Source organism: Bacillus sp. AFS055030 (genome assembly GCF_002574545.1).
Classification (GTDB): Bacteria; Bacillota; Bacilli; order Bacillales; family Bacillaceae_G; genus Gottfriedia.
Window position 1 is genome coordinate 38,229 of record NZ_NUGT01000028.1, and the last position, 15,753, is coordinate 53,981.

The 15,753-nt window shown below is 30.3% G+C and carries 16 protein-coding genes; all 16 read left to right on the forward strand.

The window, feature by feature from the left end; genetic code table 11:
- Nucleotide 1: 1 nt before the first annotated feature.
- The 16 genes from CN925_RS12280 to CN925_RS12350 all read left to right on the forward strand — a co-directional run bounded on the left by CN925_RS12280 (nt 2) and on the right by CN925_RS12350 (nt 15,599).
- Complete coding sequence (locus tag CN925_RS12280; protein WP_098846509.1) at nt 2-886, forward strand: glycosyltransferase family 2 protein; 885 nt, start codon at nt 2-4, stop codon at nt 884-886.
- A gap of 51 nt (nt 887-937) precedes the next feature.
- Nucleotides 938-2,017 (forward strand): EpsG family protein, encoded by a 1,080-nt coding sequence (locus CN925_RS12285; protein ID WP_098846510.1) that lies wholly within the window; start codon nt 938-940, stop codon nt 2,015-2,017.
- A 67-nt stretch (nt 2,018-2,084) separates the two neighbouring features.
- Nucleotides 2,085-3,164, forward strand: a complete 1,080-nt coding sequence (gene galE, locus CN925_RS12290; protein ID WP_098846511.1) for a UDP-glucose 4-epimerase GalE — start codon at nt 2,085-2,087, stop codon at nt 3,162-3,164.
- 2 nt (nt 3,165-3,166) lie between these two features.
- Entirely contained in the window at nt 3,167-3,328 is a 162-nt protein-coding gene (locus CN925_RS21770; protein ID WP_483295193.1) for a YwzD family small protein, read from the forward strand.
- Between the two features lie 20 nt (nt 3,329-3,348).
- A complete protein-coding gene (locus CN925_RS12295; protein WP_098846512.1) occupies nt 3,349-3,948 on the forward strand; it encodes a sugar transferase in 600 nt (199 codons plus the stop codon).
- Between the two features lies 1 nt (nt 3,949).
- Nucleotides 3,950-4,567: an acetyltransferase gene (locus CN925_RS12300; protein ID WP_098846513.1), complete on the forward strand. Its 618-nt coding sequence runs from the start codon at nt 3,950-3,952 to the stop codon at nt 4,565-4,567.
- A gap of 70 nt (nt 4,568-4,637) precedes the next feature.
- Nucleotides 4,638-5,771, forward strand: a complete 1,134-nt coding sequence (locus CN925_RS12305) for a DegT/DnrJ/EryC1/StrS family aminotransferase (RefSeq protein WP_098846544.1) — start codon at nt 4,638-4,640, stop codon at nt 5,769-5,771.
- 22 nt (nt 5,772-5,793) lie between these two features.
- Nucleotides 5,794-6,135, forward strand: a complete 342-nt coding sequence (locus CN925_RS12310; RefSeq protein ID WP_098846514.1) for a helix-turn-helix domain-containing protein — start codon at nt 5,794-5,796, stop codon at nt 6,133-6,135.
- A gap of 31 nt (nt 6,136-6,166) precedes the next feature.
- On the forward strand, nt 6,167-6,904 hold the full coding sequence (locus tag CN925_RS12315) for a glycosyltransferase family 32 protein (RefSeq protein WP_098846515.1): 738 nt from the start codon (nt 6,167-6,169) through the stop codon (nt 6,902-6,904).
- A gap of 12 nt (nt 6,905-6,916) precedes the next feature.
- Nucleotides 6,917-8,161, forward strand: a complete 1,245-nt coding sequence (locus CN925_RS12320; RefSeq protein WP_098846516.1) for a glycosyltransferase — start codon at nt 6,917-6,919, stop codon at nt 8,159-8,161.
- A 2-nt stretch (nt 8,162-8,163) separates the two neighbouring features.
- Nucleotides 8,164-9,198, forward strand: coding sequence for a glycosyltransferase family 2 protein (locus tag CN925_RS12325; protein WP_098846517.1), 1,035 nt, complete (start codon nt 8,164-8,166; stop codon nt 9,196-9,198).
- 18 nt (nt 9,199-9,216) lie between these two features.
- Complete coding sequence (locus tag CN925_RS12330; RefSeq protein ID WP_098846518.1) at nt 9,217-10,389, forward strand: polysaccharide pyruvyl transferase family protein; 1,173 nt, start codon at nt 9,217-9,219, stop codon at nt 10,387-10,389.
- Nucleotides 10,386-11,576, forward strand: coding sequence for a glycosyltransferase (locus CN925_RS12335; protein ID WP_098846519.1), 1,191 nt, complete (start codon nt 10,386-10,388; stop codon nt 11,574-11,576). The genes CN925_RS12330 and CN925_RS12335 overlap by 4 nt, the downstream gene beginning before the upstream one ends.
- An 11-nt stretch (nt 11,577-11,587) precedes the next feature.
- Entirely contained in the window at nt 11,588-12,796 is a 1,209-nt protein-coding gene (locus CN925_RS12340) for a glycosyltransferase (protein WP_098846520.1), read from the forward strand.
- Entirely contained in the window at nt 12,786-13,970 is a 1,185-nt protein-coding gene (locus CN925_RS12345) for a glycoside hydrolase family 88 protein (protein ID WP_098846521.1), read from the forward strand. Before CN925_RS12340 ends, CN925_RS12345 begins: the two co-directional genes overlap by 11 nt.
- Before the next feature lie 81 nt (nt 13,971-14,051).
- Nucleotides 14,052-15,599: a lipopolysaccharide biosynthesis protein gene (locus CN925_RS12350; RefSeq protein ID WP_098846522.1), complete on the forward strand. Its 1,548-nt coding sequence runs from the start codon at nt 14,052-14,054 to the stop codon at nt 15,597-15,599.
- The last annotated feature ends 154 nt before the right edge of the window (nt 15,600-15,753 follow it).

Genomic DNA, 15,753 nt, shown 5'->3' on the forward strand with positions numbered 1-15,753 from the left:
TATGAAGAAATTAACTGTATTTACTCCAACTTACAATCGAGCATATTGCCTTCATAACTGTTACGAGAGCTTAAAGAATCAAACTTGTAAAGAATTTATTTGGTTAATAATTGACGATGGTTCATCTGACGAAACAAAAGCATTAGTCGAAGGGTGGATGGAAGAAAATGAAATTGAAATAAAGTATTTTTGGCAAGAAAATCAGGGAATGCATGGTGCTCATAACACTGCTTACGAGCAAATTAATACAGAATTAAATGTGTGCATTGATTCAGATGATTATATGCCCTTAGATGCAGTAGAAAAAATTATTTGTTTTTGGAATCAATATGGTAATGAAAATGTAAGTGGAATCATAGGTTTAGATTCTTATACAGATGGTAAAGTGATTGGTACAAAATTGCCCGTTAATTTGAAGCAATCAAGATTATTTGATTTATATAATAAACATAGGGTAACAGGAGATAAAAAACTAGTTTATCGCACTGAGCTAACAAAGTTATTTCCATACCCACTATTTGAAAACGAGAGGTACGTTGGGCTAGCGTACAAATATCATATGCTTGATAAACAGTACGAAATGTTATTAATGAATGAGGTACTGTGTTGCGTTGAATATCTTCTGGATGGTTCTTCGCATAATATGTTAAATCAGTATAAAAAAAATCCCAATGGATTTGCTTTTTATAGAAAGGAAATGATGAAATTACCATTTGCTAGTATCACATTCAAATTTAGACAAGCTATCCACTATGTATCTAGTAGTTTCATAAGTAGAAATAAAAATTTCCTAAAAGAGACACCCAAGAAAATTTTAACGATATTGGCTATACCTTTAGGAATATCATTGTATTTTTATATTATAAGAAAAACAAAGACTATATAATTTATCTACTTTTAGTTGAAATTGTTTTTCTTCTGGAAGGAAAAATATAATATGACTCCTTTATGGATTAATCTTGCTTTAGTATTTGTTTTTTCATTTTTTGCAAGGTATGCTGCAATTCCAAATTTCTCTTATGAGTTAAAATATACGCCAGTTAGTATTAGACCCAATAAGATATTAGTATTTGGTGCACTATTGTCACTTGTGTTGATCTCAGGGTTAAGATCAAATATTGGCGATACATATTTTTATGCTCATATTTATAAAATGTACGATTTTACTTGGGATTACGTATTAAGCCAAAAAGATATTGGATTTGGTATATTTCAAATGGTTTTAAAACATTATTCAGATGATCCACAGATTATGATTTTTATTACAGCTATGATTACCAATATATTGATTGTTGCAGTTTTGTACAATTATTCAAGAATTTTTGAAATCAGTATGTATGTTTATATTACTGGTGGGCTTTTCCTAGTATCAATGAATGGTATTAGGCAAGTTCTTGCAGCGTCAATTGCCTTTACAGGGATAAAGTTTCTAATGGAGGGAAGTTGGAAAAAGTATATTCCCATAATTCTTCTAGCTTCATTATTTCATCAAAGTGCATTGATCCTCATACCAATTTATTTTATAGTTCGTTTTAAAGCATGGTCGAAAATAACAATTGCTTTAGTACTTTTGTCAATTGTAATTGTAATTGGCTATAGTCAATTTTCTTCAATATTATTCTCAGCAATACAAGAAACCCAATATGGAGGATATCAAAACTTTAATGAGGGTGGAGCTAGTTCAATAAGAGTGGTTGTGAATGCGGTACCTCTTCTTATAGCATATTTAGGCAGAGATTATTTAAGAGAAATTTTCCCAAAGAGCGATATAGTTGTAAATATGACATTGCTCGGATTTATTTTTATGATAATAGCGACTCAAAACTGGATATTTGCAAGATTTTCTATTTATTTTAGTCTGTATCAACTAATCTTAATCTCATGGATTATTAAGTTATTTAAAGATAAAGATCAGAAACTAATTTACTACGGAATAATCGTTTTTTATTTTATATATTATTATTACGAAAGCGTAGTCAGCTTAAATATTATCTATGAAAGTAATTACTTAAATTGAAAAAAGTAACTCTGGTAAAGACCAAAGTTACTTTTTTTATTTAATTAGGAAAGTGAGGAAATAAGAAATGGCTGTACTTGTTACTGGAGGAGCAGGTTATATTGGGAGTCATACTTGCGTTGAACTGATTAATAAAGGTTATGAAATTATTGTCATAGATAATTTTTCAAACAGTAAACCAGAGGCCTTGAGAAGGGTTGCTGAAATTACTGGAAAATCATTTGAATACTATAATACCGATTTATTAAATAAAGATGATCTTGAAGAAGTATTTACTAATCATAATATTGACTCAGTAATCCATTTTGCTGGATATAAAGCAGTTGGTGAGTCAACGATGTATCCAATTGAATACTACCATAACAATATAACCGGGACTCTTATACTTTGTGAAATAATGAAGAAGTATGAAGTGAAAAAGCTTGTATTTAGCTCGTCTGCTACAGTTTATGGATCGACAGACCAAGTTCCCATTATTGAAGAAAGCCAATTAGGGGCAGTAAATCCATATGGTCGTACGAAACTAATGATTGAGGAAATATTAAGAGATTTAGCTCATTCTGATCCATCTTGGAGTATTGCTTTATTAAGATATTTCAATCCAATCGGAGCTCATGAAAGTGGACTTATTGGTGAAGATCCAAAAGGAATTCCAAATAACCTTATGCCGTATATATCACAAGTAGCTGTTGGAAAATTACCAATTTTAAGTGTGTTTGGAAACGACTATCCTACTATAGATGGAACAGGTATAAGAGATTATATACATGTTGTGGACCTAGCGATTGGACACCTGAGAGCCTTAGAAAGAGTACAGGAAAGTCATGGCATAGATGCTTATAATCTTGGAACAGGTAGAGGATATAGTGTATTAGAGGTAGTGAAAGCATTTGAAGATGCAACCAATCGAAAAGTTCCTTATGAAGTGAAAGAAAGACGTCAAGGTGATGCTGCAATCTGTTTTGCTGATGTTACTAAGGCACAAAAGGAATTAGGTTGGCAAGCTAGTCGAAGTATAGAAGAAATGTGCGAAGATACTTGGAGATGGCAGAAAAATAACCCAAATGGTTATCAAATAGAAACTAAAAATAACGGTAATATTAAACATGAAAAACTAGTAAATGCAATAGCGGTAAGTGAGGTGTAACCTTGAAAACACTAAATTTAACACAATTACAGCTATTGGAGATACTAAAAATGCATTATAAAAAAGGTAATGAGAATATTGAAATAAAAACAAAAGATTTTGTAAAAGAGATGATTCAATCTATTGAGGGAATTTGTAAGACTAATACAATTAATTCTAAATAGAATATAAGGAGTAAAGGCTTATGAAACGAGTAATAGATTTAACTATTTCTTTAGTTGCCTTATTATTATTATCCCCTTTAATAATTATTTTAGCCATATTAGTAAGGTTTAAAATGGGATCACCAATTCTTTTTACCCAAGAAAGACCTGGATTAAATGGAGAGCCCTTTTATCTTTATAAATTTCGCACCATGAAAGATTTAAGAGATAGTCAAGGGAATCCCTTGTCGGATGAATTACGTTTAACATCGTTTGGTAAGTTGCTAAGAAAATATAGTTTAGACGAGTTTCCACAGCTACTTAATGTAGTAAAAGGAGAAATGAGCTTAGTAGGTCCTAGACCATTTTTAATGGAATATTTGCCACTTTATACGGAGGACCAAATGAAACGTCACAATGTTAAACCTGGGATAACCGGATGGGCTCAGGTAAACGGAAGGAATGCAATTACATGGGAGGAGAAGTTTAATTTGGACATATGGTATGTTAAGAACCAAAGTCTACTTTTAGACTTAAAAATCTTAACATTAACAGCTATAAAGGTTACAAAAAAAGAAGGAATTTCTCAACAAGGGCAGGTAACAATGGAAAAATTTAATGGATCAAATGAAGTGATGTAGCATGAACGTAATTGTTATAGGAAATGGCGGACATAGTAAAGTAATACAAGAAATGTTAACGATATTAGATTATAAAATTATTGCAATACTTGATGATAAATGTAATGAGCAAATGATAGAAAATGGTATAGTTTATGCACCTATATCATATCTTAATAGATTACAAGATGATCGTACAAAGGTTGTAATAGGTATTGGAGATAATAATAGTAGAAATCAAATCTCTAAATCAATAAATATAAGTATAGAAAGATACCTATCAGTGATACATCCCTCAGCGATAGTAAGCCCATCGGCTAATATAGGTAATGGAACGGTTATTATGCCTAAGGCGGTAATTAACGCAAATGCAAAAATTGGGGTACATTGTATTATCAATACGGGTGCTATCATTGAACATGATAATACGATTAACAATTATACACATGTATCACCAAATGCAACGTTAACAGGAAATGTGTCATTGGGTGAAGGTGTACATGTTGGAGCTTCTGCAACTATAATTCCAGGTATTAAAGTTGGGCACTGGTCAATTATTGGAGCAGGTTCAACGGTCATTGACCAAATACCACCATATAAAAAAGCTGTTGGATGCCCTGCGAGAATTCTCAATAAGTAAGTAAAAATGACATGGATAAGGAGGTTGTTATTAAGTGAATCAATCCAGAATCTATCTATCTCCACCTCATATGAGTGGGAACGAACAAAAATATATACAGGATGCATTTGATACAAATTGGGTTGCACCACTTGGCCCAAATGTTGATGCCTTTGAAAAAGAAATTGCCTCATATGTTGGAGCCAGTGAAGTTATTGTCGTAAATTCAGGTACGGCAGCGATTCACTTGGCTCTTTCTTTATTAGATGTAAAAAAAGGAGATACAGTGTTTTGTTCAAGTCTTACCTTTATTGCGAGTGCAAATCCTATCATCTATCAAGGAGCTGAAGCAGTTTTTATTGATTCAGAACCAGATACATGGAATATGTCTCCAAGTGCACTAGAAAGAGCATTACGGGAAGCTTATATTGCTCAGAAATTACCTAAAGCAGTAATTATAGTAAATCTATATGGTCAAAGTGCAAAAATGGATGAACTTCTTGCTATTTGTAATAAATATAACGTTCCAATAATTGAAGATGCTGCTGAATCATTGGGTTCTACTTATAAGGGAAAAGCAAGTGGAACCTTTGGAAGTTTTGGAATCTACTCCTTTAATGGAAATAAAATAATTACAACTTCAGGTGGAGGAGCGCTTATTTCTGAGAATACTGAAGCAATTCAGAGGGCTAGATTTTTAGCAACCCAGGCTAGAGACCAGGCACCGTATTATCAACATTCTGTATCTGGCTATAATTATCGGATGAGTAATCTACTAGCAGGCGTTGGCAGAGCTCAACTACAAGTAATTGAGGACCGCGTAAACATTAGAAGGCAAATTTTTGATCGGTATTACAGAGAATTGGCGGAAATACCAGGAATTAAATTTATGCCTGAACTAGAAAATACAAGAAGTAATCGATGGCTTACTACTCTTACGATAAATGAAAAGGAAACAGGTATATCAGTAAGTAAACTGTTAGAAATATTAAACGAGAATAATATTGAAGCCCGACATGTGTGGAAACCACTTCATCTGCAGCCTCTATTCAAAGATAATCTCTATTATTCCCACTCTGAGGACTTGAATGTAGCTGAGTCCTTATTTCAAACAGGACTATGTCTACCATCTGGATCGAATCTTTCGGAAGAAGAACAATATAGAGTCATAAATTGTCTGAAACATGCAATTCATCAAAGCATGAGTAAAGAAGGCATTGTATGACAGAAGTGTGAGGTATATTTGGATGATTGGGAAAAATATACATAAATTGCGCAAGGAAAAGGGCTTTACGCTATCGGAACTTGCTGAACAGGCAAATATTTCTAAGTCATATTTAAGTAATATTGAGCGTGAATTAAATGATAATCCATCAATACAGGTAATGGAAAAAATTACGAAGGTATTAGGTGTAGATTTGAAAGCTTTATTAGAACCAAAGTCAGAAGTACCATTTCTACCAGATCAGGAGGCTCTAAATTTAGTAAAAGAGCTAAAAAATTATGGGATAGAAATTGAAAAACTTCATGAATATAGGAAGGTTTTTGAATTTATTAAATGGCAGAATGGTTATATGAAAGATTCATAATGAGTGCTTATTCATAAGGAGAAAATTGAAGATGAGTAAAACAAAAATTCCAAAAATTATTCATTACTGCTGGTTTGGTGGAAAAGAAAAGCCAGATATTGTTATTAAATGTATAAAAAGCTGGAAAACTATTTTACCCGATTATGAAATAATTGAGTGGAATGAAAGAAACTTTAACATAAATTGCAATAAATATGTTAGCCAAGCATATGAGTCAAAAAAATTTGCTTTTGTTAGTGATTATGTAAGAGTACATGTCTTATATGAAATTGGTGGTATTTATTTAGACACAGATGTAGAAGTCTTTAAATCATTTAATGATTTGTTACATCACGACTCTTTTTGGGGATTTGAACAAGAAAACTTTATTGCTACAAGTACGATTGGATCAGTTAAAGATAATCCGTTAATTAAATTATTTTTAGATTCGTATATGGATAAAAGTTTTATTAGTGAAGATGGTAGCCAGAATCAATTAACGAATGTTGCAATTGTAACTGATCTATTAAAAAACAATGGGCTAAAAACCAATGGAGAATACCAGGAGTTAGATGGCATGGGGGCTTTCTATCCTCAGACCTATTTTTCCCCCTATGATTATATTAATTGTAGAAAATTTATTACTGAAAACACTTATGCTATGCATCATTTCTATAAAAGTTGGTTACCGAGTAAACAGAGACTTAAAGGTAATATTAAACTCTTTGCATCTAAAGTGATTGGTGGAGAAAATATAGCTAGAATAAGAAAATTGGTATCAAGATCATAGGAGGCAAAAAGAATGAGAAATATACTAATCGCCTCATTTGATATGGAAGTTGGTGGAGTAGAAAGAAGTCTTATAAGTATGCTTGATAACTTTGATTATGAAAACAATAATATTGATTTGTTTTTATATAAGCACCAAGGTGATTTTATGAATTTAGTAAACAGTAAAGTAAAGTTGCTAGATGAAATTTTACAATACACAACATTTAGAAAATCTATTGCTGAGACCCTAAAGGATAAACAATATGGTATAGGACTTGCAAGAATATTATCTAAGGTAAATACTGAGATAGTAGCAAGAATAAGAAGAATTGTAGAACCAGGATATTACCAAATGCAATTAATGTGGAAGTATGCTGCACCATTTTTACCTAATATTAATGAAGAATATGACGTGGCCATTAGTTACCTATGGCCACATTATTTTATAGCCGAAAAAGTTAAGGCTAAGAAAAAAATAGCTTGGATTCATACGGATTATTCTACCATAGATCTAAATATTAAAATGGATGTAAAGATGTGGAATAAATTTGATTATATCGTAGCTGTATCAGAGGCTTGTAAAGAATCATTTTTAAAAAAATATAGTGTTCTAAAAAATAAAGTCATAGTTATAGAAAATATCACATCTCCAGATTTTATTCGTAAAATGGCTGAAGTTGATCTAGATAATCCAATGATAAGTGACAATAGATTTAAAGTTGTGACAGTAGCTAGATTATCACATGCTAAAGGTATTGATAATGCTGTTAGAGCTTTAAATTTGTTAAAAAATAAAGGCTACAAAGATGTCGCTTGGTATGTGGTTGGATATGGCGGAGATGAGGCTATGGTCAAAGATTTGATAAGAGAATTTAAACTCGAAGATAGCTTTATATTATTAGGTAAGCAAACTAATCCATACCCTTTTATTAAGGCCAGTGATTTATACGTACAGCCATCTAGATATGAAGGTAAAGCAGTAACTGTAACAGAAGCCCAAGTACTATCAAAACCTATCATGATAACTAATTATCCGACCGCACAAAGTCAAGTATTTGATGGGGTCGATGGAATTATTTGTGAAATGACAATTGAAGGAATCTCACAAGGAATTGAGAGTCTCTACAGGGACCCTGTCCTTAGATCGGAACTAGTAAAAAATTGTGCAAAAAAAACGCACAACAATTACGCTGAATTAAATAAGTTATATAAAATTATTGATGAAAATGAGACAAGTATAAGTAATCAGAAATTTTTTAGTAAGGGAGCAATTTAATCTTGGGTATTAGAGTGAGTATAATTATACCTGTCTATAATTCTGAACGGTATATTGTCGAATGTATTGAATCCCTTCTACAACAAACTTTAAGAGATTGTGAATTTATTTTTATAAATGATGGATCGCAAGATAATAGTAGAAAAATAATTGAAAATTATCAATCTTTAGATGACAGAATTAAACTAATTAACCAAGAGAATCAAGGAGTAAGCATTGCTAGAAATAATGGGTTGTTATTGGCCACTGGTGAATATGTAGGATTTGTTGATGCTGATGACTATGTAAAAGATGATATGTATGAAGTATTGCTAAACGCTGCAGAAAAAAGCGGCTGTGATGTTGTATTATCTAATTTTGAAAGTGAGATTACGGGAAAGAGGATTATTATTAGATATCCATTTTTGATAAATACTGTTCTTGATCAAAAGTATATTGAAGAGGTAATATTGCCTTTTTTTCTTGAATCTGAACACCTGAATAGTGTAGTTAATAAACTCTATAAGAATAAAGTAATAAAACAAAACAATGTAAAGTTCCCAGAAAAAATGGCTTTAGGTGAAGATGGGATGTTCAATATCCATTTTTTTAGTAATGCAACTACTATGCAATATATTGATTATACTGGATATTATTATAGAGAAGTAATTGGTAGTGCTACTAGAAATATATCAGAAAAAGATTATTTTAAACGTGCATTAGAAGTATATCAATCCGAATTACCAGAGATATATTCAGATAAAGTAGAGAATGCAAAAATCTGGCAACTAAAGTCAATAAAACTAGTAAATAGTGTATTTTCATACATACATATATATTTTACACCTTCCAAACAAATGAGTATTGGAAAAAGATATAGATACGTAAAGAGTATGGTATATAATAAGGACCTTAAAAGTGCACTAGCTCTATATCTTAACAGCAATAATTACTGTTCCTTAGGTAGATATGAAAAGTTTATATTAAATCTAATTAAAAATAAGTCAATTATTGGATTATATATACTAACAGCATACAGTAGATTCAGAAATAAATAATTTTGGGAGGGAATTATTGTGAGAATTATGATGTTTGCACATGATGGTAGCCTAAACAGAGGATGTGAGGCTATCGTTCGTTCAACTACTAACCTAATTAAGGAAAGAATAAATCAATCTAAAGTTTACTTAGCATCTGGAAAGCCCGAAACGGATCGAATAATTACCATGTTGGATGGAATATATGATGGTTCTAGCCAAAGTATTAAGAAATATTCTTATGATTGGATTCTTTCCTCACTTAAATTTAAGTTTTTTAATGATGAGTCCTATGCCTTAGGAAAAATCCACAACAATATAATTAAGCATATAAATAATGTCGATGTTTGTTTATCGATTGGTGGAGATAATTACTGTTATGGGGAACAGCCAGGATGGTATGAAATAGATAGAAGAATTAAGGCGAAAGGTAAGAAGTTAGTTTTATGGGGATGTTCAATCGGTGAAGAGGATATGTCTGATAGAAAATTAGCAGACTTAAAATTATTTGATTTAATATTGGCTCGCGAAACACTTACGTATAATATGCTTAAAAGGAATGGACTTCAAAATGTAAAACTTTGTGCGGACCCAGCATTTACAATGGAAAAAGAGGAATTGGAATTGCCCGTAGGATGGCAAGTAGGAAATACAGTTGGACTTAATTTCAGCCCTCTTGTCTGGTCAAAAAATAAAGATTCCCAGTTCTCAATAAGAAATCTAATAAACCATATATTAGATACAACCGATATGACGATTGCCCTTACTCCTCATGTAATTGAGGATGGGAATAATGACTATGATATTTTATATAATTACTATAAAGAATTTAAACATACCGAAAGAGTAATCATATTACCAGATAATTTAAATGCGATTCAGTATAAAGGCTATATAGCTCGTATGAGATTTTTTATAGGGGCAAGGACACACGCAACTATTGCCGCATATTCAAATTATGTTCCAACTATGGTTTTAGGATACAGTATAAAATCAAAAGGGATTGCTAGGGACCTATTTGGGGAAGAGAAATTAGTTTTAGGACTTAATGAAATGTCAGATAGTCAAAAACTCATTAATAATTTTGAACAAATGGTAAATGAAGAAGATGAAATTAGAAAGCAACTAAAACAGAGCATCCCAAACATAAAAAAAATGTCATATAAAGCAGTAGAGTATCTTAATGAAGTAATAAAAATAGGTGCTAAATGAAGAAGAACTTACTATTTGTTATGCCAGGTCTATCTGCTGGTGGTGGAGAAAAAAGCTTAGTAAATTTATTATCTCAAATTGATTTTGATAGATATAACGTGGATCTTTTTTTATTTAATCATACGGGAATATTTATGGGAGTTTTACCTAGTGAGGTAAAAGTTTTGCCATTATCAGAGACCTATAATCTATTTTCATTACCGCTTGTTCAATCTATACAGAAACTATTATTTAAAAGAGAAATATCGTTAGTATTTAATAGAATTATGTTCACTATAATGAATAAAATCAGTAGTAATTCATCTGTTGGAGAACAATATAGTTGGAAATACTTGTCTAAGTCAATAGCTTCAATAGATAAAACATATGATACAGCAGTAGGGTTTTTAGAGAAAACATCAAACTATTTTGTTATTGATAAAGTAAGAGCTCTAAAAAAAATTGGTTGGGTTCATACTGATTATGACAAGTTAGGTATGAATCCGAACTTTGATATTAAGTACTTTAATGATCTAGATAATATTGTTACTGTTTCTGAAGAATGCGCAAGCGTTTTAAAGAAAAGATTTCCGGGTCAAAGGAATAAAGTAAAAGTCATATACAATATTGTATCTCCAAAAACAATATATGAAATGGCTAGTCATGATAGTGGGAAATTATATGATAAAAACGAAGGAGAAATTGAGATACTATCGGTTGGCAGATTAAATTATTCCAAAGGTTTCGAACTTGCTATTGAATCATGCAAAATATTGATCGACAAAGGTTACAAGATTAAATGGAATATTATAGGAGAAGGAGAAGAAAGAGAGAATTTAACAAAACTCATAAAATTTAATAATCTAGAAGAGCATTTTAAATTAATAGGGTTAAAGGCTAATCCATACCCGTATATAAAACAAGCTGATATTTATGTTCAACCATCAAGGTTCGAAGGAAAATCCATAGCGATTGATGAAGCTAAGATACTACAAAAACCTATAGTTGTTACAAATTATAGTACAGCAAAAGACCAAATATCTAATAAAATAAACGGTCTTATAGCGGAGATGAATCCAGATTCAATCGCTGATAATATAGAAAAACTAATTAAAAATGTAGAATTAAAAAATAAGATTGTAAAGAACTTATCCCAAGAAGATTTAGGGACTGAAGGTGAGATAGAAAAATTGTACAAACTGATATAGGGGTGAAATTTTTGAAAAAAAATATTTTATTTATTATGAGTAATTTAAACTGTGGTGGAGCAGAAAAAGCCCTTATTTCTTTGTTAGAAACAATGAATTATAAAGATTATAGTGTTGACTTATTATTATTTAAGCATGAGGGAATATTTTATTCAAAAGTACCAAATCAAGTAAATATTATAAATGAAATGCCAGAGTATAGGTACTTTGAAATGCCATTAAAAAAAGCTATCAAAGAATGTTTTAAATTAGGAAAATATAAATTAGCCTTTTCAAGGATAAAGGCAGGCTTTATTTTTAAAACTGAAAAAAATAGAGTTAGATGTGATCAAAGAGTGTGGAAATACTTATCAAATGCATTTATTCCCTTAAATAAGCAATATGATGTAGCAATAGGTTATCTTGAAAATAATCCTGTGTATTTCTGTATAGATAAAGTAATTGCTAGAAAAAAAATAGGGTTTATTCATAATGATTATGACAAGCTTGGAATGAACCCTGAAATTGATAAATATTACTTTGAAAAGCTAGATAATATTGTGACAGTATCAACAGAGTGCGGTAATGTTTTAAAGAAAAGATTTCCGATGTATAAAAATAAAGTTAAAGTAATGCATAATATTGTATCTCCAAAGATGATTAATGAGATGTCTAATGAAGAAATTGAATTAAATTTCAAAGGAATAACGCTGGTTTCAATAGGAAGATTAAACAATCAAAAAGGGTTTGATATGGCAATAGAAGCCTGTAAAAATTTAATTGAAAGTGGATATAAAGTTAAGTGGTATATTATTGGAGAGGGAGAAGAAAGAAAGAAGTTAGAAAAACTTATTGAGGAACATAAACTTCATGATAGTTTTATACTTCTGGGTATTAAAACAAATCCTTATCCCTATATTAGAAATGCAGATATATATATTCAACCATCCAGGTTTGAAGGGAAATCAATCGCAATAGATGAGGCGAAAATTTTAAGAAAGCCTATAGTTGTTACTAATTTTAGTACTGTAAAAGATCAAATTCGAAATTATGAGAATGGGATCATAGTTAAGATGGAGGCAATATCGATATCAGATGGTATAAAAAAACTAATTGACGATGCTAATTTAAGAAATAAATTAATTAATAATTTATCTAATGAGCGGTTAGGCACAGAATCAGAAATTGAAAAATTATATGTAATGTTAGAAGATAGAAAGGAATCAGTCAATGTTATTTAAACTAATTTGTTTACTTACGTTTTCTATAATAATATTAATTATTTTAATAGATATTGTACCATTATTTCAGGATTGGCTAAGTAGAATACATATAGGAAGATTTAATGATAAAAAAACGTGGAGCGAATCAATTACTAATAAGAGTGTAAAATGGCTGAATAATACACCTAAAATAAAGGTCACTGATAATACGAGATTCGTAGTATTGGATATGTTAAGTGGAAATTATTCTAAAAACACTATCCAACATTGGCAAGAAGCATCCTTATTATTAGGATTAGTTGAGTATTTAAAAACTAATCCAGACAAGAGTGTTGTTAATAGTATTAAAAAATATTTAAATGATAAATTCGATCAAAATGGCCAATGGAAACAAAAACCAGCTAATATTGATGTTGCAATTTTAGCTTATGCGGTATTGAAAATAGAGTTTATAGATGTTAATAAATATAAAAATGCTTTAGATTTTACTTGGAAAATGATACAAGAACATATAGGAACAGACGGTACTGTTGGATATAGGAAATCGATGGAAAACTACAGATATGTAGATACCATTGGTTTCATATGTCCTTTTTTAGTATCCTATGGTACTAAATATAATAAGGTTGAGTGTATAGAATTAGCAATTAAGCAAATTTCTGAGTATGAACAATATGGAATGTTAGAAAAACAGTATGTACCAATTCATGCTTATAAGTTGGAAAATAAAGCTCCGCTAGGATTATATGGCTGGGGCAGAGGTCTTGGATGGTTCGCAATTGGACTAATTGATACTTGGAATGAACTACCAGTAACAAGTAAATATAAAACCATCTTAGAACAAAGTGTCATTAAGTTTGCAAAAGCAGCAATAAGTTATCAACAATTGAATGGAAGTTGGAATTGGACTGTTACGAGAGAAGAAACTAGATCTGATTCTTCTGCAACGGCCACGTTAGGATGGTTTATTCTAAACGCAGGAAAAATCGAAGAAATTTCAAAAGAATGTTTAAGCAGTGCGGATAGGGCCATTAACTACTTAATGAAAGTTACAAGAAGAAATGGCGAAGTAGATTTTTCCCAAGGTGATACGAAGGATATTGGCGTTTATTCAATGTTATTTAATATATTGCCTTTTACTCAAGGATTTTGTACTAGAATGATAAATTTATATAATAAAAAGGTTGCGTGAAAAATTACTGGCCCAAATAAGCCTTAAAATTATTATTTAGGTTTTAATGATTTTATAGTTTTACTAGAGAGAAGGATATTAGTGAGAATAAAAAATTCTATAATTAATATATTTGCTGGTTTGGGAAATCAGATTGTAATTACACTTTTAAGTTTTATTTCAAGAACGGTGTTTATAAATAGTTTAGGGATTGAATATCTCGGATTAAATGGACTTCTTACAAATATACTTTCAATGTTAACACTAGCAGAGGCGGGCATAGGGGCTAGTATTATTTATAGTCTATATAAACCAGTAGCGGAAAATGATCAAGAAAAAATTAATGTACTAATGAAGCTATACAAAAAAGCATATTTTATAATAGCTTTAATTGTATTGCTCCTAGGACTTTCACTAATGCCGTTTTTGGGGTTCTTTATTAAGGATTCGAATCTCGAAAATGTTAATACCATTTATTTTTTATTTTTACTTAATACTGTTGCACCTTATTTCTATCTTCATAAGACATCGTTTTTAAATGTTAGTCAGAAAAGTTATATTGTAACAGGCGCTTATACGATCTCCTCAATTATATCTACATGTTTAAAGATTGGTATACTTTACTTTACAAAAAATTATATATTGTACTTGGTTATTGATAGTATTGTTACGATAACTACAAGTGTTGCATTAACATATGTAGTTAATAAAATGTACCCATTCTTAAAAAATAAAGTATTAAATAAGTTAGACTTTGAGACGAAAAATAAAATTATCAAAAATATAAAGGCGATTGTATTACAAAACATTGGGAATTATTTAGTAATTGGTACAGATAACATAATAATCTCTTCTTTTATTAGCGTTGCAGCTGTAGGACTATACTCCAACTATAATTTACTAATTGAAATTTGTCGAAATTTTACTTATCAAATTTTCAATAATATGTATCATAGTATTGGAAATTTAGTAGCAATAGAAAACGTGGAGAGGATATACAGTATTTATAAAGTATATATGATGCTAAACTTTTGGTTATATTCATTCTTTTCAATTTTATTACTTATTGTAATTGAACCGTTCATCAAAATTTGGATAGGTTCTGAGTATCTTATGAGTAAAGGTGTACTAATAATATTAATGATTATTTTTTATGAAAGAGGTTTGAGGAATGCAATTACAACCGTAAAAACTACTGCGGGTGTTTTTCACGAAGATCGATATGCCCCTTTGTGTCAGGCTGTTATAAACCTCATTGCATCTATAATATTAGTTAAGTATTTGGGAATAGCAGGAGTTTTTATTGGAACGCTTATAAGTGTTTTGCTTGTTCCTTTCTGGACGACTCCATATTTAGTTTTTACAAAAGTTTTTAATAAATCAGTTAACATTTATTATTTAAAATATGTATATTATTTAATCATTGGTATTGGAACATATTTTTTAACAAACTTTATATGCGGTTTTATCTTTTTAAACGATATATATAGTTTGTTATTAAAACTTATTATTTGCATAGTTGTTCCTAATTTAGTTTATATTTTTATTTTTTATAAATCAGAAGAATTTAAGTATTTACTTGATATTTTAAAAAATATTATAGGTTTACTACTTGAGCGTAATAGAGCAAATAAGAAATTAATGATGTAAAAATAAGAAGAGCCCACTCATTCTATCTTGAATGAGTGGGCTTTTTTCTATTAATAAGCTTTATTAATATAAAAAAATGTATCTTTTGACTATTAAATAATCCAAACTTTTTTACCTTTTATTGCATTATATTAATATAAAATATGAAAGTTAT

Bases quoted from the DNA above. Each gene is read 5' to 3' on its own strand.
- CN925_RS12285 (WP_098846510.1), top strand. From the start codon at position 938: ATGACTCCTTTATGGATTAATCTTGCTTTAGTATTTGTTTTTTCATTT.
- CN925_RS12295 (WP_098846512.1), top strand. From the start codon at position 3,349: ATGAAACGAGTAATAGATTTAACTATTTCTTTAGTTGCCTTATTATTA.
- CN925_RS12335 (WP_098846519.1), top strand. From the start codon at position 10,386: ATGAAGAAGAACTTACTATTTGTTATGCCAGGTCTATCTGCTGGTGGT.
- CN925_RS12320 (WP_098846516.1), top strand. From the start codon at position 6,917: ATGAGAAATATACTAATCGCCTCATTTGATATGGAAGTTGGTGGAGTA.
- CN925_RS12345 (WP_098846521.1), top strand. From the start codon at position 12,786: ATGTTATTTAAACTAATTTGTTTACTTACGTTTTCTATAATAATATTA.
- CN925_RS12280 (WP_098846509.1), top strand. From the start codon at position 2: ATGAAGAAATTAACTGTATTTACTCCAACTTACAATCGAGCATATTGC.
- CN925_RS12310 (WP_098846514.1), top strand. From the start codon at position 5,794: ATGATTGGGAAAAATATACATAAATTGCGCAAGGAAAAGGGCTTTACG.
- CN925_RS12305 (WP_098846544.1), top strand. From the start codon at position 4,638: ATGAGTGGGAACGAACAAAAATATATACAGGATGCATTTGATACAAAT.
- galE (WP_098846511.1), top strand. From the start codon at position 2,085: ATGGCTGTACTTGTTACTGGAGGAGCAGGTTATATTGGGAGTCATACT.
- CN925_RS12315 (WP_098846515.1), top strand. From the start codon at position 6,167: ATGAGTAAAACAAAAATTCCAAAAATTATTCATTACTGCTGGTTTGGT.
- CN925_RS12300 (WP_098846513.1), top strand. From the start codon at position 3,950: ATGAACGTAATTGTTATAGGAAATGGCGGACATAGTAAAGTAATACAA.